Annotated in this window: 17 protein-coding genes; 6 read left to right on the top strand and 11 right to left on the bottom strand. The window is 66.5% G+C overall.

Annotated elements, in window-relative coordinates:
• Positions 1–19 precede the first annotated feature (19 nt).
• The 9 genes from HU737_RS06335 to HU737_RS06375 are packed head-to-tail and all read right to left on the bottom strand — an operon-like array spanning position 20 to position 7,439.
• Positions 20–2,761, bottom strand: a complete 2,742-nt coding sequence (locus HU737_RS06335) for a conjugative transfer ATPase (RefSeq protein WP_186556105.1) — start codon at positions 2,759–2,761, stop codon at positions 20–22.
• Positions 2,761–3,180: a TIGR03751 family conjugal transfer lipoprotein gene (locus HU737_RS06340; protein WP_186556104.1), complete on the bottom strand. Its 420-nt coding sequence runs from the start codon at positions 3,178–3,180 to the stop codon at positions 2,761–2,763. Before HU737_RS06340 ends, HU737_RS06335 begins: the two co-directional genes overlap by 1 nt.
• Positions 3,143–4,651 (bottom strand): TIGR03752 family integrating conjugative element protein, encoded by a 1,509-nt coding sequence (locus HU737_RS06345; protein ID WP_186556103.1) that lies wholly within the window; start codon positions 4,649–4,651, stop codon positions 3,143–3,145. The genes HU737_RS06340 and HU737_RS06345 overlap by 38 nt, the downstream gene beginning before the upstream one ends.
• Positions 4,641–5,447, bottom strand: a complete 807-nt coding sequence (locus tag HU737_RS06350) for a TIGR03749 family integrating conjugative element protein (RefSeq protein WP_186556102.1) — start codon at positions 5,445–5,447, stop codon at positions 4,641–4,643. The genes HU737_RS06345 and HU737_RS06350 overlap by 11 nt, the downstream gene beginning before the upstream one ends.
• The gene (locus HU737_RS06355) at positions 5,447–6,085 is read right to left on the bottom strand and encodes a PFL_4703 family integrating conjugative element protein (protein WP_186556101.1); all 639 of its coding nucleotides are present in this window, start codon (positions 6,083–6,085) and stop codon (positions 5,447–5,449) included. The genes HU737_RS06350 and HU737_RS06355 overlap by 1 nt, the downstream gene beginning before the upstream one ends.
• Positions 6,082–6,483, bottom strand: coding sequence for a TIGR03750 family conjugal transfer protein (locus HU737_RS06360; RefSeq protein WP_186556100.1), 402 nt, complete (start codon positions 6,481–6,483; stop codon positions 6,082–6,084). Before HU737_RS06360 ends, HU737_RS06355 begins: the two co-directional genes overlap by 4 nt.
• 7 nt (positions 6,484–6,490) lie before the next feature.
• Positions 6,491–6,868 (bottom strand): TIGR03745 family integrating conjugative element membrane protein, encoded by a 378-nt coding sequence (locus HU737_RS06365; RefSeq protein ID WP_186556099.1) that lies wholly within the window; start codon positions 6,866–6,868, stop codon positions 6,491–6,493.
• A gap of 15 nt (positions 6,869–6,883) precedes the next feature.
• Positions 6,884–7,123 (bottom strand): TIGR03758 family integrating conjugative element protein, encoded by a 240-nt coding sequence (locus HU737_RS06370; protein ID WP_186556098.1) that lies wholly within the window; start codon positions 7,121–7,123, stop codon positions 6,884–6,886.
• Positions 7,110–7,439 carry an integrative conjugative element protein, RAQPRD family gene (locus tag HU737_RS06375; RefSeq protein ID WP_186556097.1) on the bottom strand — a complete coding sequence of 110 codons (330 nt, stop codon included), beginning with the start codon at positions 7,437–7,439 and terminating at the stop codon, positions 7,110–7,112. The genes HU737_RS06370 and HU737_RS06375 overlap by 14 nt, the downstream gene beginning before the upstream one ends.
• Positions 7,440–7,721: 282 nt before the next feature.
• Between HU737_RS06375 and HU737_RS06380 the strand changes: the two genes are divergently transcribed.
• The 6 genes from HU737_RS06380 to HU737_RS06405 all read left to right on the top strand — a co-directional run bounded on the left by HU737_RS06380 (position 7,722) and on the right by HU737_RS06405 (position 17,327).
• Entirely contained in the window at positions 7,722–11,003 is a 3,282-nt protein-coding gene (locus tag HU737_RS06380) for a non-ribosomal peptide synthetase (RefSeq protein WP_186556096.1), read from the top strand.
• A 40-nt stretch (positions 11,004–11,043) separates the two neighbouring features.
• Positions 11,044–12,708, top strand: coding sequence for a cyclic peptide export ABC transporter (locus HU737_RS06385; protein WP_186556095.1), 1,665 nt, complete (start codon positions 11,044–11,046; stop codon positions 12,706–12,708).
• A gap of 75 nt (positions 12,709–12,783) precedes the next feature.
• Complete coding sequence (locus tag HU737_RS06390) at positions 12,784–15,003, top strand: TonB-dependent siderophore receptor (protein ID WP_104961193.1); 2,220 nt, start codon at positions 12,784–12,786, stop codon at positions 15,001–15,003.
• A gap of 164 nt (positions 15,004–15,167) precedes the next feature.
• Complete coding sequence (locus HU737_RS06395) at positions 15,168–15,476, top strand: hypothetical protein (RefSeq protein WP_125859237.1); 309 nt, start codon at positions 15,168–15,170, stop codon at positions 15,474–15,476.
• Positions 15,476–17,023, top strand: a complete 1,548-nt coding sequence (locus tag HU737_RS06400; protein WP_186556094.1) for a PepSY-associated TM helix domain-containing protein — start codon at positions 15,476–15,478, stop codon at positions 17,021–17,023. The genes HU737_RS06395 and HU737_RS06400 overlap by 1 nt, the downstream gene beginning before the upstream one ends.
• On the top strand, positions 17,016–17,327 hold the full coding sequence (locus tag HU737_RS06405) for a DUF3325 family protein (RefSeq protein ID WP_104961196.1): 312 nt from the start codon (positions 17,016–17,018) through the stop codon (positions 17,325–17,327). Before HU737_RS06400 ends, HU737_RS06405 begins: the two co-directional genes overlap by 8 nt.
• Before the next feature lie 31 nt (positions 17,328–17,358).
• On the opposite strand, the gene HU737_RS06410 is transcribed toward HU737_RS06405, so the two are convergent.
• Together HU737_RS06410 and HU737_RS06415 are read right to left on the bottom strand one after the other, a co-directional pair.
• The gene (locus tag HU737_RS06410; RefSeq protein WP_186556093.1) at positions 17,359–21,990 is read right to left on the bottom strand and encodes a non-ribosomal peptide synthetase; all 4,632 of its coding nucleotides are present in this window, start codon (positions 21,988–21,990) and stop codon (positions 17,359–17,361) included.
• Positions 21,991–22,048: 58 nt separating this feature from the next.
• Positions 22,049–23,101, bottom strand: coding sequence for a TauD/TfdA family dioxygenase (locus HU737_RS06415; protein WP_125859235.1), 1,053 nt, complete (start codon positions 23,099–23,101; stop codon positions 22,049–22,051).

A 23,101-nucleotide genomic window follows, 5' to 3' on the forward strand; every position in this document is an offset into this window, starting at 1 on the left:
ACAGTCCTGGCGGTATCGGTCACAACATGCCGCGCAGGCGGTCGATCTCCGCTGCGACCTGCAGAGCGGCTTCCAGTTCGGACTGCTGGTGCTCTTCCATCAATCGCCAGCGCTGGGCCTTTTCCTCGGGCTCGGTCATGGCCAGAGCGAGGTACAGGCTCGGCGGCACTGCGCGGAACAGTGTCTCGAGGTTCTTCGACAGGACCACGCCCTCGGTGTACTTGCCCGAAGCCTTGCTCGCGGAGAGCAGCAGCGCCTTCTGAGCCGGCGTGAGTTTCTTGAAGCGGGCGATTTCCTCGATTTCCGCCGGCGGCATGTTCAGGCAGATCCACCACTCGATCATGTTGAGCATGGTCTGCGCCGCGTCGGGGAAGTCGGCCAGGTTCTGCGTGGCCAGCCAGAACCAAGCGCCGAGCTTGCGCCACATCTTCGTGCCCTTGACCACAAAAGGGGCGAGTAGCGGATTCTTGGTGATGATGTGGCCTTCGTCGGTGACCATGATGATCGGTCGCCCCAGGTACTGGTCGCGCTCGGCCAGGTTGTTCACTGTGTTCATCAGGCTGATGTAGCTGATCGACATCTGCGCCTCGTAACCCTCACGGGCGTAAGTGGCGAGGTCGACGATCGTCACATCGCTCTCTGGCCAGGGCGTGCCGGGCCGGTCAAACAGGGCGCCCTCGAAACCCTGGCAAAACAGGTCGATGGATTCGGCCATTTCCTGGGCACGCTCCCGGCGTTTGTCCGGCAAATGGGCGTCGCTGGCGACCTGGCGCAAGGCATCGCGGACATGCCGCGTCAGCACCTGTTGTTCGGTCGAGGCGCAGTGCTGAGCGGCATCAAGGATGCACTCGCGGATCAAGCTGCGGTCTGCGCGGGTCAGACGCGCCTCTTCCTTGGCTTCACCACCGGTGATCATCAGCCGCGCGGTGATCTCCAATTCGCCCAGCACGTCGCGCTGCTCATCACCGTCCGGCGCCGTTTCATCCAGGTCCTCGGTCGACAGGCTGGCGACCTGATCCGGATGCTCGATCAGCCGGCGAGCATCGGCAAACGGCGCCAGGCTTAAGCCACTGCCGGGTTTGAGCTGAACCTTGTTGACGGACAAGCCGAGCGTGGCGAAGTAGTCGCCCTGCAGGCCAAAGGAGTTGCCCGCTTCAACGATGAACAGCCGCGGCCGGTACACGGCCATGACCTGCATTAGGATCGAGACCAGTGTGGCCGATTTGCCGGCGCCGGTCGGCCCGAACAGCAGCAGGTGGCCATTCATGGAGCGGTCGAAACGTGACAACGGGTCAAACGACAGCGGTGCGCCCCCACGGTTAAAGAACGTGATGCCCGGGTTGCCGGTACCGATGCTGCGGCCCCAAAGCGGCAGCAGGTTCGCGACATGCTGGGCAAACAACAGCCGGGTGTACCAGTTGCGCGTGTCGCGGGCCGGGTTGTAGACCATCGGCAGCCAGCGCAGGTAGCTGTTGCACGCCGCCACTTCATCGCCCTCGCGCACCGGCTGCAGGCCGGCGCCGAGCAGTACATTGGCGGCCTGAATCGAGCGTTGGCGCAGCTGTTGTTCATCCGCACCGCGCAGATACAACGCCAATGTGCCGCGGTACAGCTTGTGCTGGCGCCCGATCAACGCGCGCGCTTCTTCCACGTCTTGGCGGGTCTGGGTGGAGGCGAGATTCTCGCCGATGGCTTTACGTGCCAGGCGGTTGAGCTGCTCTTCGAGCACATCCTGGGGCGTGATCACCAGGGTCAGGCTCATCACCGCCTGCTCGGGTAATTGATCGAACAAGGCGTTCAACGCCTCGCCTTTGCGCGTTTCGCCGGTCAGCTGGCCGATATGCGGCGGCCTGCGCAGCTTGTCGACCACCATCACCGCATGGGGCTGTTGATCGAAGTACCAGAGGCCCGGTTCGCTATCGGAGCGCGGTTCCTGGAAAAACAGCCGCTCGGCGAAATAGTGGTCGAACGGCAGCGGCAGATCCTCGCCGTCGTCCGTCACCGGATAGGGCACGCGTCGATAGAACGCTGCGGGGGATTCGCCGGTGAGGGCTGGAGACGGATTGAACCAGGGCAGCAACCAGGTGTAGAAGTCGCGGCCGGTCAATCGTCGAGGGTTGACCCCGCATGCCTGCAGCGAGGCCACCAGGCGGTCGCAGGTGCGGTTCAGCAACTGAGTCGGGCTCTGCCCGTCATCGTCACCCTGGTCCCCGATCCAGCGATAGACCACCAGGCGAATCCGCCGATTGCTGCCGCGCCAGGGCAGGTGAGACACGACATGGTCGTCGAACAGCCCGCCCGGTTTAGCAATGGCCTCGAGGTGACGCTGCATCGAAGCGAGGAAGGCTTGGGTAAACGGTGTGCCGCGAGCCCTCGGCGCGATATAGCGCTCCAGGCGTTCGAGGTACGGGGCAAAGTCACTGTCGTCCTGACAGAAGAACTGCACTACCCAGGGCGCCTGGTCCAGTTCGTCGAAGCTGTCCTGCAGCGCATCCTCCAGGGCGTCACGGGCCGCCATCAACCACTCGGGCTCACGACCCTCGGTACCGATCGGCTGCAGCTCGAACACTGCGCCCACGGAGCGGTTATCGTCGAGCAGAAAGCACTGCTCCTCCTCGAGGTATTCAACCCAGGGCAGGTGATCGGTGAAGCTGGGATGGTGCGCATACTGGGCGGCATCGTCGGCAAGCGTAGCGCGTCGGCGTTCCGCAGCACGCCAGGGCTTCCAGCGTGGCGGGTCGCGACTCGGGTCATCGGTCATCACAGATCGTCCAGGCGTTCGCCGGGCAGCGCGTACTGGACCTTCTCGTACAATGGAAACACGGTCGAGTAGCCTGGCACTGGGGTCTGCTGGGTACCGGCCAGGTGCGGGTACACATACATGACCAGGTCCGGATTGGGCAGGCGCGGGAACTGGGCGCGGATCTCATTGGCGGCGGTGCGCGTGTACGCGCTTTGGTCGCCTATCAGGAGCTCTGGGTCGAGCACCGGACGGCGCAGTTCGCCGCGCGCTGCCTGCAACTGCTGCTGAGAACCGACGGAGCCACCGCCGTTCCAGATGTCCAACATGGTTTGATCACCGTGGGGCAGCATTTCCTCCTTGCTGGTGGAGCAGCCGCTCAGGTGCAGGGCGAGCAGCAGGCTAATCCAGATCCAGTACCGAAACGGATGGGCTTTCATGGTTCACTCTCCGGCCTTTGGGTTCGTAGTCGATGCTGATCTCGTGATCCAGGTGCAGAGCCACCTTGGCCCCGGGCGGAACGTAGATGGCTGCAAAGGCTTCGCCGTAAAGCTTGTTGATCCATTCACGGATGTCGCCAATGCCGCCGCTGATCACCGAGTTCAGCGCACTGTTGCCGCTGTTCTGGGTCAAGCCCAGGCTACCGCTGGCGGAGTTGATGAACGAGGTATTGGTCTGCTCGCTGCCCAGGGCCGCAGCGAAGCCGGCACCGGCCGCGGTGATCAGGCTCTGGCTGCCCAGGTATTGCTGGGCGTTGGAGCGGCGCTCCCCGGAGATGCAGGGAATGCCGTAGGGATCGGAGATGTAGCCCAGCCCGCCGCGGATCTTCTCGGTATCGGAGGTCTGGGTGCTGCTGCGATTGCGGCTGACGACCTTCTGCGGCTGTGGCACCGTGCGGACGGTGCCATCGTTGAAGACAAAGGTGATCGACTCGACCTGGCCGCGCACGCAGGACAGCGTCCAGTCGCCAGCGGCGGTGCCGCTCATGACCGCGCCGACCACGTCCGGCAGGTCGATGCCGTTGGCGGTAAGGTTGTCCGGGCCCACCAGCACTTTGAACGGATAAGGGTCGTTCACGGTGCCGTCTACCGGCACCCGGCCAATCAGCGCGGTCATGGCGATCGAGCCCATCAGCGTCGAGTTTTCGGGGAGGGTGTAAACGGGCCGAGCGTCTTCGGTGCGATCCTGGGCATTCTCCGAGTCACGCTCGCCTTTGGCGACGGCACGCAAACGGTCCTGGCCTCGATCAATGACGTTGTTGTCCAGGCCGTGCAGGTCCTTGAACGTCGACGTCAGCGATGACAGCGGACCGTCAGCTTTGCTGGCATCGCCCTGGCCGAAGCGAGCATTCGACGGCTCGATCCACTGCACTGCGTCAGGCGCCGATTGCGCACCGGAAAACTGTTGCTCGTCGCCGGGCTCAAGCCCGAAGCCGGCGGGTACATCAGACTTGGTGGCCGGCTTGCTGGTGAGCTGGTCCTTGAGCCTGGACAGCAGGCCCTGGGTTTCGCGGTGCTGCTGCTCAGCCTTCTGCCGGGCATCATTGGCCTGCTGACGCTGCTCGGTGACCTGCTGGGTGACGCTGCTCAAGGTGCTCTGGATGCGCGTGTCGATATTGCCTTCGCGCGAGCGCAGCCGGTTGTTCTCGGTTTGCAGGGCATCGTTGCCTTTCTTCAGTGTCTGCATCTCGCTGCGCATCGCCTTGACCTGGCCGATCAGTGTGGCCACGGTGTCGCGTGGGGTGTCGCCCGCGATGCCCAGGGCCTTAGCCTGTTCCGCGCTGAGCGTGGTCTTGTCTGGATCATGAGCGGGCTGGCCGTTCGGCGTGGTCAGCCAGGATTTGCCGATGATCAGCACGATGCCCAGCAGAACCCCTGGCACCAACCACTTCAGCAGGCTGTTAGCTTTCATGATCGGCAGCCTCTGGTGTAGGCGGGGGCAACAGCAGCGCGTGTTTCAGGTCCCCACCGCGGGTGACGAGGTAGGCCACGGTGGTGTCTTCAGGCGTGCCGGCGAGGCCAAGGTCTGCGTGCTGGAACGTTGCGGCGTACAGCGTGGCCTGCAGGTGACGCGGATCGAGCGCGACCTTGCCGGGGCCTCGATTCACGATCTTCACCGCCGTCACCCAGTAGTCACCCAGACGCCACGCAGCAAGCGCCTTGATCGAAACCCGCTCGGTGGGCAGCAAGGTGCTGAACGCGATGGAGTCGGTCAGCGGCAGACGCCGTACACCAGGCAATGGCGCCACGGTACGCAGAGGTGCATAGAGGTTCTGCGCGGCATAACGGGTAAGCACCACCGGTACTGGCGTCGCCACGGGTGCTGCATCTTTTTTGGTCTCTGCGTCCGGCACCTGAGTCTTGGCCACGATCTTGACCGGCTCCAGCGCCTCGTTGCCGTCGAGCGCCTCGATATCGATCAGGATGATGTCGCCCGTCTTCACCGACTGCAGCTGCAGCCGGGTAGGGGGGAGCGCTTCTGCGGCGCGTAGATACACCGTGCCGCCGACGGATTGCACGCGCAGCTTGCTGGCGATCGCACTGGGCAGTCCAACGCGAACGTCATCATCGAGCATCAGGACCCGCTCCTGACCCACCGTGAGCGGAACGGCCAAGGGCAGGCGGTCCCAGTATTTCACCTCGACGGCGCCGACCGCTGAACACCAGCCGGTGGCCGCCACTAGAATCAGGATCAAGACACGCATCATCACGCACCTCCCGGCAGCGTCAGCTTCTGCGGTGTGCCTTCGTAGCAGTCCAGCGCCAGGCCCCATTTGTTGCGCTCGGGGTCGACGTCAAAGCGCACCACCCGCAGCGGATAGCGCACCACCACGCGTTTCACCGGCTCGGCGGCGTAGTACTCGTCGGCGTTGAGGTCGAGCTTGACCAGCCAGCTGTGCTTATCCAGCTGCTTCACGCGGAGGTCGGGGTCGTCGCTGTAGCCACGCCCTAGTACCTCATACACCCCGCGCACCCGGCCACGCAGTTCGCCGGCGGCCTTGCGATATTCGAAGTCACCGTCGAAGAATGTCTTGCACGCAGGTGTCAGGTAGGGCTGCAGAGCAAAGATGGCACGGTGGTAGTCGACCTCACCGTCGGTGGGCCAGCGGTTGAGTTGTCCGAAGATGTACAGGGCGAAGGCGTAGATGTTCTCGGGCGGCACATCCCACCACTTGCGCGTGCTGCCTGAGCGCAGATCAGGCGGTACGTGAATGGTGAGTTCGGAGGGCGCTGCCTGCCAGCCGTACCACAGCCCGCAGCACAGCAGTGCCAGGATGGCCACGGCAAGGCGCAGGCTGAAAATATGCGCCTGCTGCGCATCCACCTTGTTGCGGAAGCGGCTCATGGGTTGGCCCTCCTATGCCGGCGCGTCCGACGCACGGTCCACGGACCCGAATGCAGGATCAGTTGGTGCGAACTGATGCCCCAGTGCACCGCCAGGTGCCACTGCAGGCGCCGGTACAACCAGGTTTCCGGGCGGGCGCGCTTGGCCCGGCGCAGCAGCTTGCCGCCGCCGAGCAACACCAACGCCATGCAGACGAACATGCAGGTGGGGAGGGTGGCGATGGAGGCGGTAGCCACCGCCAGCGGCGCACCGAAGATCACACCAAGCCCGGCACCGACGATCAGGGATACCCACATCTCGTCGTTGGTGAGGCCGCGCAGGACCGCTGGGTCACGGTTAAGGCGCTCCGGCAGGAAGGTCAGCGTGCCGTCAGGCAGCGTGGCAGGGGTGTCGGACATGCGGACCTCACAGAATAGTCGCGGCTTTAGTGAGGAACCACAGGATCACCACCACCAGCAGCGCGCCGACCCCGACCACGGCGCCGAGGTCCTTCCAGGTCTTCCGCTGGTTCTGTACGTCGGCGTAAACCGTGAGCGAATGCCAGGCCACGCCAAGGAAGGCGAGGGTGGCGATCAACAGTCCGAGTAGGATCCCGCCGTCGTAGGCGTAGTTCTTGATGGTATCGATCAACCCCGAACCTTCACCCCGAGAGGGGGCCTCCATGGTCGGCAGGTCGGCCCTGGCAAATGTCGAGCTCAGCAAAACCAGGCCGCCGAACAGGACTTTCGAACAGAATTCCCGCAGCAGGAGAAGCGGGCGGTGGCGATGGTGGAAGAGTTTCATGGCAGGGCCTCCGGATTACGACAGCATGAAAAACATCAGCACGATCAGGGCGAGTGCTAGGCGCAGCGTGCTGCCGCCGAGTGCGCCAAAATTGAGGTTGCCGGCCGCCCAACCGCGGTAGCCGGTCCACAGCGCCCAGGTGCACCAGAGCAACGCGAGCACCAACACCGATGAGCGCCATAGCGCCGAGCTGAGTTGCGGCGTAAACCCGGCCACGGCAGAGAACGCGCTAAGTTGGGCATCACTCATGCTCATCGGAGTTACTCGAATGAAGCGCATCGGCACGGTAATCGCCGCTCAGCTCGACCAGGTCAGCTGGCTGCGCGCGGGAAGGCGACAGATAGTTGTTGATACCGTCCCGCACGCGCTCCAAGTCCGCAGTCAACCTGGGATAGTCGAAGCGATAACGAACTCGGTCAGCACCGGTAGCGCTGCTACGAGCTCGATCGGCCAACAGCTCGATGGCATCGATCTGCCGCTGCATCAAGCCAAAATCCGAATTTTCACGAATGTCTTGAGCGAAGGCGCCAAGTGGTACTGAGCATATGAGCAATAGGCAGGGAGGTCTCATGGCAAAATCCTTCTGGGGATCTGGTATTTACCTTGAGTTGGCAGACTGCTTTCAGACATGCGTTAAATGAAAAACGGTCCCTTCATTTTTAAATGTGATGATGGTGATAGGCGAGGCACAGGACTCGTCTAGGTGGTTGTATACGATGCAGGAGTGGCTAGAAGCGCCTTGCGCGGCAGCAGAGGTAGTGAGTATTTTACTCAATTGACATCAATTATCATTTGCGAATAACATCTCGCGCACAAATAGCTGGTCGGTTTTTATAAGGAAGTATGAGCGCCGATGGACAATCTTGATGAAGCGTTGTTTGCCCTCCTGCAAAGCGATGTCCAGGCGCAGCCAGACCCGCTCGTATCGCGCGCCCATGACGGTCCGCAGCTCCTTTCCTTCGCGCAGCAACGCCTGTGGTTCCTGCAGCGCATGGCGCCGCTTTCCACTGCCTACAACCTTGCCCGTGCCTTCCTGTTCAACGGCGAGCTGAACGTCCAGGCCCTGCGCCAGGCGTTCAGCGCCCTGGTCGAGCGGCATGGGGTGCTGCGCACGCGCTTCATCGAGGTCGATGGCGAGCCGCGCCAGGAGTTGCTGGCCGAGGCCGTGTTCGTCCTGCACGAGCGGGCCATGCCAGGTGTGGCTGAAGCCGAGCGGCGCGAACATCTGCAGGGCTTGCTGAGCATCGAGGATGGCATTGCCTTCGACTTGTCCCAGGCGCCGCTGCTCAAGGTCGAGCTGATCCGCTATGACGCCGCCTGTCACGGGCTGTTGCTGAAGATGCACCACATCGTCAGCGACGCCTGGTCCAACCCGATCCTCGTGGCCGACCTGGCCAGCGCCTATGCCCAGGCGCTGCGCGGCGACACCCCGCGCCTGCCGCCGCTGGCGGTGCAATACATCGATTACGCGCTGTGGCAGCGCGAGCGCCTGGGGGGCGCCGGGCCCCAGGCCGACCTTGACTACTGGAAACACTACCTGGGCAGCCAGGTACCGGTGCTCGAACTGCCCACCGATTTCCCTCGCCCCGCGCAGCAGGGCTTGCGCGGGCAGCGCCTGCGCTGGCAACTGCCAGAGGCGCAGGCCGAGCAGGTCCAGGCCTTCTGCCGCAGCAGCGGCAGCAGCGCCCTGGTGATCCTGCTGGCGGCCTGGCAACTGCTGCTGGCTCGCCATAGCGGCCAGCAGGCCTTCGCGGTGGGCGTGCCCCATGGCGGGCGCAACCGTGAAGAGCTCGACGAGCTGCTGGGCTTCTTCGTCAACACCCTGGTCTACCGCGTTGACCTGGGCCCGCGGTTGACCGGCCGCATGCTGTGCGAGCGGCTGCGCCAGGAGTCCCTCGACGCCCTGCAGCACGCCGAGATGCCGTTCGAGCTGCTGCTCGAACACCTCGACGTCGAGCGCGACGCCAGCCGTACCCCGGTGTTCCAGGCCATGTTCAACCTCAGCAGCGGCGCGGCGGTGAACTTCAGCTTGCCGGGGCTGCAGATCGAGCGTGTCCTGCCGGCGCAGGACAGCGCCAAGTTCGACCTGACCCTAGATGCCGCGGTACGCCCCGACGGCATCTTCTGTGAGCTGGAATACAGCCTGGAGCTGTTCGCCCCGGCGACCATCGAACGCCTCGCGGCCGGCTACAGCCTGCTGCTCGACGGCCTGATGAACCAGCCCGACACCCCGGTGTGGCAGTTGCCGCTGCTCGATCCGGCCCAGCGCACCCGCCAGCTCGACGGCTGGAACGCCAGCGAGCAGGCACTGGTACCGGGCGAGGACATGCTGGCGCTGTTCGAGCGCCAGGTCGCGGCCGCGCCGCAGCGCTGTGCGCTGATCTGCGGCGAGCAGACCCTGAGCTACGCCGACCTCGATGCCCGGGCCAACCGCCTGGCCCATTGGCTGGTGGCCAATGGGGTGGGTTGCGACGAGCGGGTGGGGATCTGCCTGGAGCGCGAGCCCGACCTGCTGGTGGCGCTGCTGGCAGTGCACAAGGCCGGTGGCGCCTACCTGCCGATCGACCCCGGCCAACCGGCCGCGCGCAACAGCGACATCATTGGCCAGGCCCGTCCTCGGCTGGTGCTGACCCGGGCGAACCTGCGGCAGGTGGTGGGCAGCACGGCCCGGGTGGTACTGCTGGAAACCCTGGACAGCGAGCTTGCACGGCTGCCCCAGAGCGGCCTCGGGCTGCCGGTACACCCTCGGCAACTGGCCTACACCCTGTATACCTCCGGCTCCACCGGGCGCCCCAAGGGCGTCGACATCGAGCGCGAGGCGTTCGTCAACTTCCTCCATGGCATCCAGGCCCATGTGCAACTGAGCGCCGCCGACCGGCTACTGGCGGTGACCACCCTGGGCTTCGACATCGCCGGGCTGGAGCTGTTCCTACCGCTGGTGCATGGCGCTGCCGTGGTGCTGGCCAGCCGCGCGGATAGCCTCGACCCGGGCGCATTGCTCGGCTTGATGCAGCGCCACGGCATCAATGTCATGCAGGCCACGCCAGCCACCTGGCAGATGCTGGTCGAGCACGACTCGCCGGCCTGGGCCGGGCTGCGCCTGCTGTGCGGCGGCGAAGCGCTCAAGGCCGAGCTGGCCGAGCGCCTGCTGGCCCGCCAGGTACGCCTGCTGAACGTCTATGGCCCGACCGAGACCACTGTGTGGTCGGCGGTACAGGCCGTCGAAGCCGTCACCCGCGCGATCCTGCCCATCGGCCGACCGCTGGCCAACAACCGCTTGTATGTGCTCGACGACTACCTCGAGCCGCAGCCGGTGGGTGTGGCGGGCGACCTGTACATCGGTGGCGCCGGCGTGGCCCGTGGCTACGCCGACCGTCCGCAGCTTACCGCCGCCGCCTTCGTGCCCAACCCCTTCGTCCAGCCGTTGGCGCCGGGGTGCGGGGCCGGCAGCCGCCTGTACCGCACCGGCGACCGGGCGTGCCTGCGCGAAGATGGCAGCCTGGAGTTTCTCGGGCGCAGCGACTTCCAGGTCAAGCTGCGCGGTTTCCGAATCGAACTGGGTGAGATCGAAAGCGCGCTGGTGGCCCTGCCGGGTGTCTCCCAGGCGGTGGTCACCCTGTGCCGGGCGCCGGCAGGCCAGGAACTGCTGGTGGCCTATCTGTGCCACGGCGCGGGCGCGTTCGACAGCGCCTGGGCGCAGCAGCAGCTGCGCGAGCGCCTGCCGGCCTACATGGTGCCGAGCGCGTTCGTGATCCTGGGCTGCCTGCCCCTGAATGCCAATGGCAAGGTTGACCGCAAGGCCTTGCCCGAGCCCGAGTGGGAGGGTGCCGGCGAAGCTGATGACGAAGCCTTGGCCGGTCCATGGCAGGAAGGCCTGGCGCATATCTGGCGCGAGGTGCTCGGTATCTGGCCCATCGCCCCGCGCGCCGAGCTGTTCCGCCTGGGGGCGCAGTCCCTGCAACTGGTGAGGATCCAGGCGCGCATCCGCCAGCACTTCGCCTGTGAGGTCGCCCTGGCCCAGTTGTTCGCCAATCCGGTGCTGGCCGACATGGCCACGGTGATCGAGCAGGCCTGCGCCACGCCGGTCGTCGATGAGCTGGCCGAGATCGAAAAGCTGCTGCTCGCCTTCGAGTGAACCATTTGGGCCATTGCACAGGCCACCCCGAGGATTTCGCATGACCCTGTTTCTATCACTACTCAAGCGTCATCGCGCCCTGCTCAGCCTGGGCTTGCTGGCCAGCCTGATCAGCGCGGCGGCCGGCATCGGCCTGATCAACGAGATCAACCGGCTGATCGCCGGCAGCGTCAGCATGAACCTGGCCCTGGGGGCCAAGTTCTTCGGCCTGTTGGTGCTGCTGTTCGGTTGCGGTTTCGGTTCCCAGGCATTGCTCACGGCCCTGGGCCACCGGGTGGTCTACGAACTGCGCCTGCAGATGGTCAAGCGCCTGCTGGACACCTCCATCGAGCAACTGGAAAAGATCGGCGAAGCCAGCCTGTACGCGACCCTGAGCAAGGACATCGTCAGTATTGGCCAGGCCTTCAACCGCATGCCGTTCGTGTTCTACAACCTGGTCCTGATGCTGGGGGGCTGCCTGTACATGGCCTGGCTGTCCTGGCAGTTGCTGCTGATCTGCGCGGTTGGCCTGGGCCTGGGCACCTGGCTGGCCCATGGCTGGTTCGCCAAGATGCGCCAACTGATGACGCGCGTGCGGGAAACCGACGATCGCCTGTATGCCGCTTACCAGGGTGCCATCGAGGGGCGATTCGAGCTGGCCCTCAATGCCCAGCGCAAGGAGCGCTTCTACACCCTCGACCTGCAACCGGCGGCCGAATACGCGCGGCGCAACGAGGTGCACGCCGACCGCTACTGGACCTTGAGCCTGAACTGGACCGTGGCGCTGATCCTCGCCCTGGCCGGCGGGCTGTTCGCCGCGGGCACCTGGCTGGGGGTGAGCAATGGGGTGATCGGCGCCTTCGTGCTGGTGCTGATGTTCCTGCGCATGCCGCTCAACGACCTGATCGGCAGCCTGCCGACCCTGGTGGCCGGCAACGTGTCCCTGGCCAAGATCCAGACCCTGGCCTTCGCCGACTACCGCGAGGCACCCTCGGCCAGCGGCGGCGAGGTCGATAGCGGCCAGCCGATGCTCGAGCTGCAGGCCCTGAGCTACGACTACCCGCACCAGGCCGACGAATATGGCTTCCGTCTGGGGCCGGTGAACCTGAGTATCGCCAAGGGCGAGATCCTGTTCATCGTCGGTGGCAACGGCAGCGGCAAGTCGACCTTGGCCAAGCTGCTCACCGGCCTCTACGAACCCAGTGCCGGCACCCTCAAGCTGCAAGGCGTGGCGATCACCCCGGCGTTGCGCGACTGGTACCGCGCGCATTTCTCCACGGTGTTCTCCACCTTCTACCTGTTCGAGCGCCTGGTCGGCCCCCAGGGCGATTTCGACCCGCAACTGGCCCAGGCCTGGCTTGAGCGCCTGCGCATGCAGCGCAAGGTCAGCATCGACGCCCAGGGCGGGTTGTCCACCACCCGCCTGTCCCAGGGCCAGCGCAAGCGCCTGGCCCTGCTGGTGGCGCTGGTCGAGGAGCGGCCGATCCTGCTGCTCGACGAGTGGGCCGCCGACCAGGACCCGGGCTTCCGGGCGTTCTTCTACCGCGAGCTGCTGCCCGAGCTCAAGGCGCAGGGCAAGACCATCATCGCCATCAGCCACGACGATCACTACTTCGCCATTGCCGACCGCGTGCTCAAGTGCGACGGCGGCCAGCTCTATCCCTATGACCCTGTTGCCCTCGGCAGCGGGGCAGGCGCGTCCAGCGAACTGCCGGCGCCGGTGTGACCGGCGCGCGATTTTCATAGCACAACACTTAAAAAAATAATGGCCCGAAAAAGGCCATGCACAGGAGCTTGCGATATGAGTCAAGTTGAAAAGGGGCGCCAGCCAGGCAAGGCGGGTAACTGGCTGCTGGTGCCGCTGGTGAGCAGCGGCATGCTGCTCGCCCCGGCGGTCTGGGCCGAGGAAAGCACCGAGGAAAAGGCGCCGCCGGCGTCCATCACACTGCCTGACCAGACCATCGTCGGTATGCAGACCGAAGCGCCGACGGTCTCGGTGGGCACCAAGGTGCCGCTGCGCCTGAAGGAAGTGCCGCAGACCATCAACGTCATCGGTCAGGAACGCATCCAGAAGCAGAACCTCTACACCCTCGAGGATGCCCTGGGCAAAGTGGGCGGTGTGACCGTGCAGCGCATCGACGCCAGCCGCCTGAGCTTCTTTTCGCGCGGTTTCGAGATCACCTCGCTGCAGTTGGACGGCACGCCGACCACCATGGACAACCGGATCTTCCTGTCGCCGGACCTGACCATGTACGACCGCGTCGAAGTGCTCAAGGGGCCGTCCGGCAGCCTGACCGGCGCCGGTGGTTCGGGTGGCAGCATCAACCTGGTGCGCAAGCGCCCGCAGGCTGACGCGGCGGTATCGGCAGAAATCAGCGCCGGCTCCTGGGACGCCTACCGTGGCATGGTCGATGTCACCGGGCCGTTGACCGAAGCCGGCAACATCCGTGGCCGCCTGGTGCTCAGCGAGAACAAGACAGCGTTCCCCTACGATGGCAGCGGCAAGCGTGAGACCAGCCAGGCCTACGGCATCGTCGACATCGACCTGACCCCGGACACCGTCTGGACCATCGGTGCCAGCAACCAGAACACCGACATCCGTGGCGCCCAGCGCTCGCTGCCGGCGTTCCGCTACACCAACGCCGCCGGCGAAGCGGCCATGTCGCTGCCGGACGTCTCGCGCAAGAATTTCTACGGCGCCAACTGGAACCGCGATTACTTCTGGAGCACCGCGGTGTTCACCGAGCTCGAGCATCAGCTCGGCGGCGACTGGAAGACCAAGCTGTCGGTGCGCCACGCCGACAACAACTACGACCTGACCCAGGCCTACGCCCGCAATGGCGGTGGCATCGACCCGGCCGACAACCTGGTGTCGATGAACTCGATCATGTTCGACTACCGCGAGAAACAGGACGAAGTCGACCTGTACGCCGACGGCCCGTTCAGCCTGTTCGGTCGTGAACACAAGCTGTTGGTGGGGACCAACTATTCGCGTTCGGAGTTCGCCTCCAACGGCGGCTACTTCTCCAGCTTCCTCGGTGACGTGGACCTCTACGACCCGCAGCCGAGCTTCGGCTACCCGGCGTTCCCGGATGCCGACCGCCTGCCGACCAACGTCGCCAACACCCGCTCCAAGGCGGTCTACGGCAACATGCGCATCAGCCTCGCCGACCCGCTGACCCTGGTCCTGGGCGGCCGTGTCACCTGGCTCGACATGCACCGCAGCCAGCACCAGCCAGAGGCCGGCTCGCCGTCGGAAAAGGCCAGCCAGAGCGAGTCGCAGAAGTTCACCCCGTTCTACGGGCTGATCTACGAGCTGAACGAAAACTACTCGCTGTACGCCAACTACGCCGAGGTGTTCAACCCGCAGCCGGTCAGCAACCTGGACATCAACAACAACATCATCGAGCCGATCGAAGGCAAGCAGCACGAGCTCGGCATCAAGGGTGAGTTCCTCGACGGCGCGGTGAATGCCTCGCTGGCGGCCTTCCAGATCGAGGAAGAGAACCGCGCCATCCCCGACATGAACGACCCGAACTCGCGGGCCGTGGTGGCCGGTGGCAAGGCGCGTACCCGTGGCTACGAGCTGGAAGTGACCGGACAGATGACGCCTGACTGGTTCCTCACCGCCAACTTCACCCACACCTACAAGCGCTACGACAGCCCCAACGAGCAGCTGCAGACTTACCTGCCGAAAAACATGCTGCGGGTCTGGTCCCTGTACAAGCTGCCTGGCGAGCTCGAGAAGTGGAGCGTGCAGGGCGGCGTGAGCGTTGTCAGCGAAACCTACAACAAGCTGCACGTTCCCGGCATCGGCATGGAAGGCACCAAGCTGCAGCAGAGCGGCTACGCGTTGTACGACGCAGGTATCGGCTACCAGATCAACGAGAACCTGTCGGCTGACCTGCTCGGCACCAACCTGACCAACAAGAAGTACTACCAGCGCATCAACACCTTCCAGGATGGGAACATCTTCGGTGACCCTCGCGCGGTATCGCTGACCTTGCGCGCCAAGTTCTGACCCGCGACAGCAGCGGCGCCGCCCGGCATACTGCGTCGGCGCCGCTGCCGAGCATCAATGCTCGGCAAGCACGCCCCCGCCGGTGCCCAGCTGATCCAGCAGGGCACCGGCGGGGGCGTGTTTGTTGGGGCGTCGAAACACCGTGAAGCAACGAGGAGAACAGGGTGAAACGACCGGCGTCACACAAGGCAAGCGTCCGGGGCCGACAGCGCGGGTTGTGGCTGCTGCTGGCCTTGCTGCTGGCCTACCTGTTCATCTGGCCACTCAGCGCCCTGGCCGCGCTGGCCCTGGCCTGGCTTGGGCAAGCGCCCAGCGAGGCGGTGCTGAGCAGCTCTATCGCCGCCTTCGTGCTCTATCCGCCACTGGTGCTTTGGTTGTTGTGCGCGCGGCGGCTGGTGCGCAACAGCCTGTGCCTGGCCGCTGTGTCGCTGGTGATGCTGGCGACGCTGCGCGCGCTGGCGGGGGCGAGCTGATGTTCGACAGTGTCCGCCAGGCCATGCTATGGGCGCACCGGGTACTGGGCCTGGGGTTTTCCGCGCTGCTGCTGGTCGCGTTCTTCATGGGCAGCCTGGCGTTGTACGACCGCGAGCTGGACAGCTGGATGCTGCCGGCGCTGCGGGTGGCGCCGGCGCCCGCGCCGCTGTCGCTGGACCAGCAGGTGCTGCCACGGGTGGCTGCCCTGAGCGAGGGCAAGGCGCTGCTGCAGTGGTACGTCGAGTTGCCCGATGCGCGCCGCCCGCTGCTGCGCTTCCAGGCCTGGAGCGTCGAGCGCGAAGGCTTCAGCCGCTTCCTGCAGCCTGGCGGCGACGGCGTGCTGGCCGCCGCCGGTAGCCGTGGCGGCGACTTTTTCTACCGTCTTCATTACACCCTGAACATCCATGCCTGGAACCTCGGTGCCCGGCTGTTGGGCCTGGCCGCGATGGTCGGGCTGATCGCCCTGATCGCCGGCGTGTGCATCCATGCGCGGCTGTTCCAGGACTTGTTCACCTTGCGTGCCGACAAGGCTCCCCGCCGGTTGCTCGACCTGCACAACCTGACCGGCGTGTTCGCCTTGCCGTTTCATGCGCTGATCCTGCTGAGCGGCCTGCTGATCCTGTTCCCGCTGTACCTGCCGGCGGCCATCGATGCGCTGTATCCAGGCCAGGCCGGGCAGTTCGCGGTGCAGGCCAACGCCGCCTACAGCCGCCCGGCGACGGGCACCCCAGGGCCAATGGCCTCGCTCGACGGCATGCTGGCCCAGGCCCGCCAGCATTGGGGCGGTGGTGAGCCTGCGTTCGTCAGGGTCTGGCATCCCGGTGACGCCAATGCCTATGTCGAGGTCAGCCGCAGCCTGGCTGACCGCCTGAGCCTGGATGGGCAGATCCTGTACTTCGACGGCGCCAGCGCACGGTTGCTGCATGAATCGCGGCTGCCGCCAGCGGCCGCGACCCTGGATGTGCTGGCCGGGCTGCACGTGGCGCACTTCCACCAGCCCGCCTTGCGCGCCCTGTACTTCTTCGCAGGCCTGAGCGGTTGCGTGATGCTTGCCAGCGGCCTGCTGTACTGGCTGGCCAAGCGCCGCCTGCAGCAGCCTGCCCGGGAGCCGGGCGGGATGTCGGTGACCCTGTTGTGCAGCGTGCTGATCACCGGCATGCCCCTGGCCACCTTGGCCATGCTGGTGGCCAACCGCTGGCTGCCGTTGGCCTTGAGCGGGCGTGCCGAGTGGGAGGTGCGGGTGTTCTTCGCCGCCTGGCTGCTGGCCGGGCTGCACGCGCTGTGGGTGATTGGCCGTTGCGCGCAGGCCCGTGCGCCGTGGGCGACGCAGTGCATGGCGATCAGCGCGCTGGCGCTGCTGGCCGTGCTGTCGAACGCCTGGAGCACGGGTGATCATCCGTGGCGAGCGCTCAGCCAGGGCTTGTGGGCGGTGGCCGGTGTCGATCTGGCACTGCTGGCCTGCGCCCTGATTGCCGGCGGCCTGGGCTGGCGCCTGCGGCGGCGCGCCGCGGCTGTGCGCAGGTTGGCGGAGGTCAAGGATGCCTGAGTGGTTGGCGAGCGGGGTGGGGTTGGGTCTGCAGACGCTGGGCCTGGCGTTGCTGGCCCTGAGTCAGGCCGGCCATTGGCGGCAAGTGATGCAGCCGCAGGCGTTCCCCGGTACTCGGACGCTGCGCCTGTCAGCGTTGTTGGCATCGGGCCTGGCATGGCTGGTGGGGCAGGCCGGCCTGGGGCTGGCGATGGGGACGTTGTTCTGGGTGCTGGCCCTGGTGCCTTGTGGCCTGGGCGTGAGCCTGTTGTTGTGCTGGCGCAAGCCCTGGTTGCACCGGCTGGGCCGGTGCTTTTGCCGTTGAGCCCGCCCGCTGGCCCTGGCCAGCGGGCGGGTCAGGGGCAGGCGTGGCTGTAGCGGCTCAGCACGTTCAGCAGGTCGTCCAGGCGTGGGTTGAGGAACACCAGGTGGGCCGGTACCTGGGTGCCCCACAGTTGTTGCACGCGGGCACACAGCAGCACGGCCTTGAGTGAGCTGCCGCCTACCTCGAAGAAGTGCGCCTGCTCATCCAGCGTCTGCAGTTCCAGCACCTCGCGCACCAGCTGCGCCACTTGCTCCCGGGCCTCGGGCTGCTGCCCGGCGTGCGCCGCCGGCTGTGGCCGCAGGCGTTGCACCAGCGCTTCGAACGACGGCGCGGGTTGGCCGGGCAGGGCTTCGAGCAGGGCCTGCAGGTCCTCGCCAAGGGCCTCGATGCTGGCAGGTTCGAACAGGTCGGTGCTGTAGGTGAAGGTGGCGATCAGCCCTTGCTCACGCTCACTGACATCCAGCATCAGGTCGAACAGCGTGCTGCGCTTGCCGTGGTCTTCGCTCAGCGGCTCGATGCTCAGGTCGCCGAACGCCGACGAACGCAGGTTGCGCTCCTGGTGCAGGTCGAACATCACCTGGATCAGCGGCGCGCTGTGCTGCTGGGCGCCGGGCAGGGCCTGCAACAGTTGCTCGAACGGCAGGTCCTGGTTGGCGTGGGCGTGCAGCAGGTTGTCGCGCACCTGGTGCAAGACGCTGTCGAAACGCGGGTTGCCGGCCAGGTCGGTGCGCAGCGCCAGGGTGTTGACGAAGAAGCCGACCAGCCCCTCCAGCTCCTGGTGATGGCGGTTGGCGATGGGGATGCCGATGCGGATCGCCGATTGCTGGCTATGGCCTGCCAGCAGCACGTTGAATGCCGCCAGCAATGTCATGAACAGCGTGCAGCCCTGTTCGCGGCTGTAGGCGTGCAGGGCCTGGGCCAGTTGCGGGCCCAGCATCAGGCTGTGCTCGGCGCCACGATGGCTGGGCAGGGCCGGGCGCGGCAGCATGCATGGCAACTGCAGCAGGCTGCGGTCCTCACCCAGGTGGCCCAGCCAGAAGTCCAGCTGCGGCTTGAGCGCCGCCTGGCTCAGCTCACGGCGCTGCCATTGGGCGAAGTCGGCGTACTGCAACTGTGGCTCTGCCAGCGGCGAGTCCTGGCCGTGGCTGAAGGCGCTGTACAGGGCGATCAGTTCGCGGGTGAAGACCCGCATCGACCAGCCATCGAAGGCGATGTGGTGCAGGGTCAGCCACAGCACGTGTTCGTCGTCCGCCAGGCGCACCAGGCCGGCACGCAACAGCGGCCCGTGCTCCAGGTCGAAACGGTGCGCGGCCTGGGCCTGGAGTTCCTGGCCCAGGCGCGCGCTGCGCTGCGCCTCGGGTAGCCGGCCCAGGTCGATCAGGCCCAGGGCGAAGTCCTCGGCCGCTCGCACCCGCTGCACCGGCAGGTCACCGTCCAGGGCGAAGGTGGTGCGCAGGCTTTCGTGGCGCTGCAGCAGCACGCTGAAGCAGCGCTCCAGGGCCGGCAGGTCGAGGGCACCGCGCAGGCGTACGGCCTCGGGCACGTTGTAGGTGGTGCTGCCTGGGTGCAGGCGGTCGAACAACCACAGGCGCTCCTGGGCATAGGACAGTGGCACTGGCGCTTCGCGGCGCTGCGCACGGATCGGTGGAAGTGTCGACGCCTCGGCCCGGGGCAGGGCCTGTTCGACGAACGCGCCCAGGGTCGGGTGCTGGAACAGCGCTCGCACCGGCACTTCAAGGCCCAGGCTGCTGCGCAGGCGCGAAACCAGGCGGGTGGCGGTCAGCGAGTGGCCGCCGAGCTCGAAGAAGTTGTCGTCCAGGCCCACCTGTTCAACGCCGAGTACCTCGGCCCACAGCGCCGCCAGCGTGGCTTCGCGCTCGGTAGCCGGTGCCCGGTAGCTGGCCCGGCGCTCACGCACCGGTGCCGGCAGGGCCTTGCGATCGAGCTTGCCGTTGGGGGTCAGGGGGAAGGCCGCCAGCATCACATAGGTTTTCGGCACCATGTGCTCCGGCATATGCAGGCCCAGGTGCGCCTGCAGCGCGGTGGCGCCCGGGCAGGCATCGCGGGCGACCACGTAGGCGACCAGCTCGTTGTCACCGGTGTCGTTGGCGCGTGCCACCACGGCGGCCTCGCGCACGCCTGGGTGGTTGAGCAGGCGCGCCTCGATCTCGCCCAGCTCGATGCGGAAACCGCGGATCTTCACCTGGTCGTCGATGCGGCCGAGGAACTCGATGTCGCCCTGGGCGTTGACCCGGCCCAGGTCACCGCTGCGGTAAAGCAGGCTGCCGGCCGGGTTCAGCGGGTTGTCCAGGAAGCGCTCGGCGGTGAGGTCGGGGCGGCCCAGGTAGCCTTGGGTGATGCCGGCGCCGCTGAGGTAGATTTCGCCGCTGACGCCGGCGGCCACCGGGCGCAGCTGGGCGTCGAGCACATACATCTGCATGTTGGCGATCGCCTTGCCGATCGGCAGCACGCCCTGTTCGTCCCCCTGGGCGCGGTAGTAACTGCACCACACCGTGCCCTCGGTCGGCCCGTACTCGTTGTACAGCTGCGCCTGGGCGCACTGTTGGCGGTGCTGGCGGGCCAGGCTGGCCGGGCAGGCTTCACCGGCGACGATGGCGCAGCGCAGGCTGCCCAGCTGGTCGGCGGCCTGTTCCAGCACCTGCCCGTACAGCGACGGCAGCATCAGGGTGTGGCTGATCCGCCGGGCGCCGATCAGTCGGCCCAGGGCCAGGGCGTCCTGCACCTGGTCGTCCTGGGGCAGGCACAGTTCGCCGCCTTGGGCCAGGGTCCAGAACAGCCCGGCCACCGAGCTGTCGAAGGCCAGCCCCGACACCAGCAGGAAGGCTTGCAGCGGCTCCTGGTAGGCGAGCAGGCGTGCGGCGGTGGAGTGCACGGCATTGCGGTGCGACACCATCACGCCCTTGGGCCGGCCGGTGGAGCCGGAGGTGAAGATCAGGTAGGCCAGGCTGTCGCCGTCGTTCAGCGGTTGCGGACGCTGCGTGGGCAGGTCGTGCTCGGCGAGGCGGTCGAGCCACAGGGTGCGGTAGTCGCCCTTGGGCAGCTGTGTCTCCAGGCTGCTCAGGCTCAGCAGCAGGTTGGCGCGAGTCTGCTCGAGCACGTCGCTCAGGCGTTCGGCCGGGTAGCTTGGGTCCAGCGGCAGGTAGGCACCGCCGGCCTTGAGGATGCCGAGGATGCCGACGATCGCGTCGAGGCCGCGGCCCATGAACAGGCCCACGGCCTGCCCCGGCGCCAGGCCGGCGTCGCGCAGCTGGTGCGCCAGCTGGTTGGCCCGCGCCTCCAGTGCCTGGTAGCTCAGTTGCGCATCACCGTGGCGCACGGCAATGGCCTCTGGCCGGGCGGCGACCTGTTGTTCGAACAGCTGGTGCAGCAGCGCCGGGGGCTGTTGCCGCACCTCGGTGCGGTTCAGCGCCGCGAGCCAGTCCTGGTGCGCGGCACTGATGCCCGAGGCCTCGCCCAGTGCGCGCTGGCTGGCGGCGCTGGCCTGCAGGGCGAGGGTGAGGAACTGGTCGAGTAGCAGCCCGGCGGCGTCGGCGTCCAGGCGGGCGGCATCGTAGTGCAGGTGGAAGGCAAAGCCTTCGGGCTGTTCCAGGACTTCCAGCAACAGGGCATGGGCACAGGTTTCACCGTGCACCGCCAGCACCGGCCAGGCCGAGGCCAGCGGCTGGCGCAGGCGGAAGCCGAAGGGCGTGTCCTGGGCCTGGGCCGGCCATTCTTCCTGCCAGGTGCGGGCCTGTTCGAGCAGCTGGGTGAAGCCGGCGAGGGCGTTGGCCAGGGTGTCCTGGTCGTCCGGCTGCAGGTGCAGCGGCAGGCGTTTGCCGTAGGGGCCCTGGGCGTTCGTGGTGGCGCTGTTGCGACCATCGTGGGCCCAGCCCAGAAGCACCTGTGGTTGGCCCAGGTGGCGCTTGAGCAGCAGTGCCCAGCACCAGCCGAACAGCGCCTCGGCCGGAGCGTCGAGCCCGGCCAGGGCGCTGCCGATGTGGTCCTGGAAGGCCGCGTCCGGGGTGCGCGCAAGGCAGGCTGGCTGTGCCGGCAGCGCGGCCTCGCCGCGCTGGAACGGGTGCTGCACCAGGTACTGGTCGGCGGCGTCGGCCTGCTGGCGCTGCCAGAAGGCCCGCCCGGCGTCGCTGTCGCTGCTGCCCAGGTGCTCGAACTGCCATTCGGCGAAATCGGCGAACTGCACCGCTTCCTCGTCCGCTGGCAGGCCCTGGTAAAGCGCCTGCCATTGCTGCAACAGCAGCTGCAGGGTGGTGTGGTCGGCGTTGGCCGCCGGCAGCGCCAGGCAGGCCCGTGGCGGCGTTGCCTGGGTCAGCGCGACGGCCAGGCTGGCCTCGGCCAATGCCGCGCCCAGCAAGCTGTGCAGGGCGTGCTGGGGCAGGTCGTCGGCGACCTCGCGCCAGTCGATCAGCAGTTGCTCGGCGATGACCTGTACCGGCAGTTGCATGCCGGGGCTGGCCACCAGGCGGGTGCGCAGGATCTCGTGCTGCTCCAGCACCTGCTCTAGGGTCGTGCGCAGGCGGCTGGGGTCGGTGCCCTCAGGCAGGCTGAAGGTCAGGAACAGGGTGGCGTCGCGCCCGCTGGCATGGGACCAGTGAGCGTTTTGTTGCAGGGCGGGGCGAAAGCCCTCGATGGCGATGCTGGACATGATGTGGAGGCCTTGAATAGGGGGCAGAGTCGAAAACCGTGAACCGTGTGGGGGCGCGTCAGGGCTTGAGCGCCACGTCCGTGCTGTTCAGGGCTTCGGCCATCGACACCAGGATGCGTCGGGGGCTGTCGTATTCGTTGCGTGCGTGCACCGAGAGCATGTTGTCCAGCAGCAGCACGTCGCCGTGGCGCCAGGGGAACTCGGTCATGTGCTGCAGGTAGATACCGCGCAGGTGTTCCAGCACCTGCGGCTCGATCGGGCTGCCGTCGCCATAGAAGGTGTTCTGCGGCAGGTCGTCATCGGCGAAGTCGGCCTGCAGCGCATCGCGCACGCTGGCCGGCAGGGTGCTGACGTGGAAGAAGGTGGCGTGGTTGAACCACAGCGTCTCGCCGGTGCGCGGGTGGCGCACCAGGGCCGGGCCTACCTGGCGGGTGCGCAGGCGGCCGTCGGCTTTCCACTCGGTCTGGATGCCGACGCTGGCGCAGTAGGCATCCACCTGGGCGCGGTCCTCGGTCTGGAACACGGTCTGCCAGGGCAGGCCGAAGCCGTCGCCATAGTTGCGCACGTACATGATGCCCAGGCGGGCGAAGCGCTCGCGCACCTCGGGGTCGATGGCCTGGCTGATCGCCCGGGTGTCGCCGATCGGCGTTTCGCCGCGGGACAGCGGCGCGATATCGCACCACAGGAAGATCTTCAGCGGGAACACCGGCGAGTAGGAGTGTTCGTTGTGCGGGAAGATCCGCTGGTCCTTGGGGTAGTCGGTGGAGGTGTAGATGTTCAGGCGCGGGTCCACCTGGGTGCGCGGCGAGGCGCGGAACTTGTATTCCAGGGCGCCGCCGGACAGTGCGCTGATGCAGTTGTCGAAGGCTTCGGCGTTGTCCACCTGGAAGTTGCGAAACAGCAGCGCACCGTGTTCGAGCAGTTTGCGCTCGATCAGCTCACGGTTGGCCTCGGCCCAGGCCACCAGGCTGATGCCGGGGCCGGCCGGTTCGCACACCGCGGTGTAGGTGCTGCCCGGGTTGAGCGGGGTGAAATGGACCAGTGCGTCTTCATCCACACGGATGGTTTTGCGGCGCATGCCGCCGAGTTTGGCAATCGCGGGGCCGTTCAT

The organism is Pseudomonas urmiensis, from assembly GCF_014268815.2.
Taxonomy (GTDB): domain Bacteria; phylum Pseudomonadota; class Gammaproteobacteria; order Pseudomonadales; family Pseudomonadaceae; genus Aquipseudomonas; species Aquipseudomonas urmiensis.

Bases quoted from the DNA above. Each gene is read 5' to 3' on its own strand.
- HU737_RS06335 (WP_186556105.1), bottom strand. From the start codon at position 2,761: ATGACCGATGACCCGAGTCGCGACCCGCCACGCTGGAAGCCCTGGCGT.
- HU737_RS06340 (WP_186556104.1), bottom strand. From the start codon at position 3,180: ATGAAAGCCCATCCGTTTCGGTACTGGATCTGGATTAGCCTGCTGCTC.
- HU737_RS06345 (WP_186556103.1), bottom strand. From the start codon at position 4,651: ATGAAAGCTAACAGCCTGCTGAAGTGGTTGGTGCCAGGGGTTCTGCTG.
- HU737_RS06350 (WP_186556102.1), bottom strand. From the start codon at position 5,447: ATGATGCGTGTCTTGATCCTGATTCTAGTGGCGGCCACCGGCTGGTGT.
- HU737_RS06355 (WP_186556101.1), bottom strand. From the start codon at position 6,085: ATGAGCCGCTTCCGCAACAAGGTGGATGCGCAGCAGGCGCATATTTTC.
- HU737_RS06360 (WP_186556100.1), bottom strand. From the start codon at position 6,483: ATGTCCGACACCCCTGCCACGCTGCCTGACGGCACGCTGACCTTCCTG.
- HU737_RS06365 (WP_186556099.1), bottom strand. From the start codon at position 6,868: ATGAAACTCTTCCACCATCGCCACCGCCCGCTTCTCCTGCTGCGGGAA.
- HU737_RS06370 (WP_186556098.1), bottom strand. From the start codon at position 7,123: ATGAGCATGAGTGATGCCCAACTTAGCGCGTTCTCTGCCGTGGCCGGG.
- HU737_RS06375 (WP_186556097.1), bottom strand. From the start codon at position 7,439: ATGAGACCTCCCTGCCTATTGCTCATATGCTCAGTACCACTTGGCGCC.
- HU737_RS06380 (WP_186556096.1), top strand. From the start codon at position 7,722: ATGGACAATCTTGATGAAGCGTTGTTTGCCCTCCTGCAAAGCGATGTC.
- HU737_RS06385 (WP_186556095.1), top strand. From the start codon at position 11,044: ATGACCCTGTTTCTATCACTACTCAAGCGTCATCGCGCCCTGCTCAGC.
- HU737_RS06390 (WP_104961193.1), top strand. From the start codon at position 12,784: ATGAGTCAAGTTGAAAAGGGGCGCCAGCCAGGCAAGGCGGGTAACTGG.
- HU737_RS06400 (WP_186556094.1), top strand. From the start codon at position 15,476: ATGTTCGACAGTGTCCGCCAGGCCATGCTATGGGCGCACCGGGTACTG.
- HU737_RS06405 (WP_104961196.1), top strand. From the start codon at position 17,016: ATGCCTGAGTGGTTGGCGAGCGGGGTGGGGTTGGGTCTGCAGACGCTG.
- HU737_RS06410 (WP_186556093.1), bottom strand. From the start codon at position 21,990: ATGTCCAGCATCGCCATCGAGGGCTTTCGCCCCGCCCTGCAACAAAAC.
- HU737_RS06415 (WP_125859235.1), bottom strand. From the start codon at position 23,101: ATGAACGGCCCCGCGATTGCCAAACTCGGCGGCATGCGCCGCAAAACC.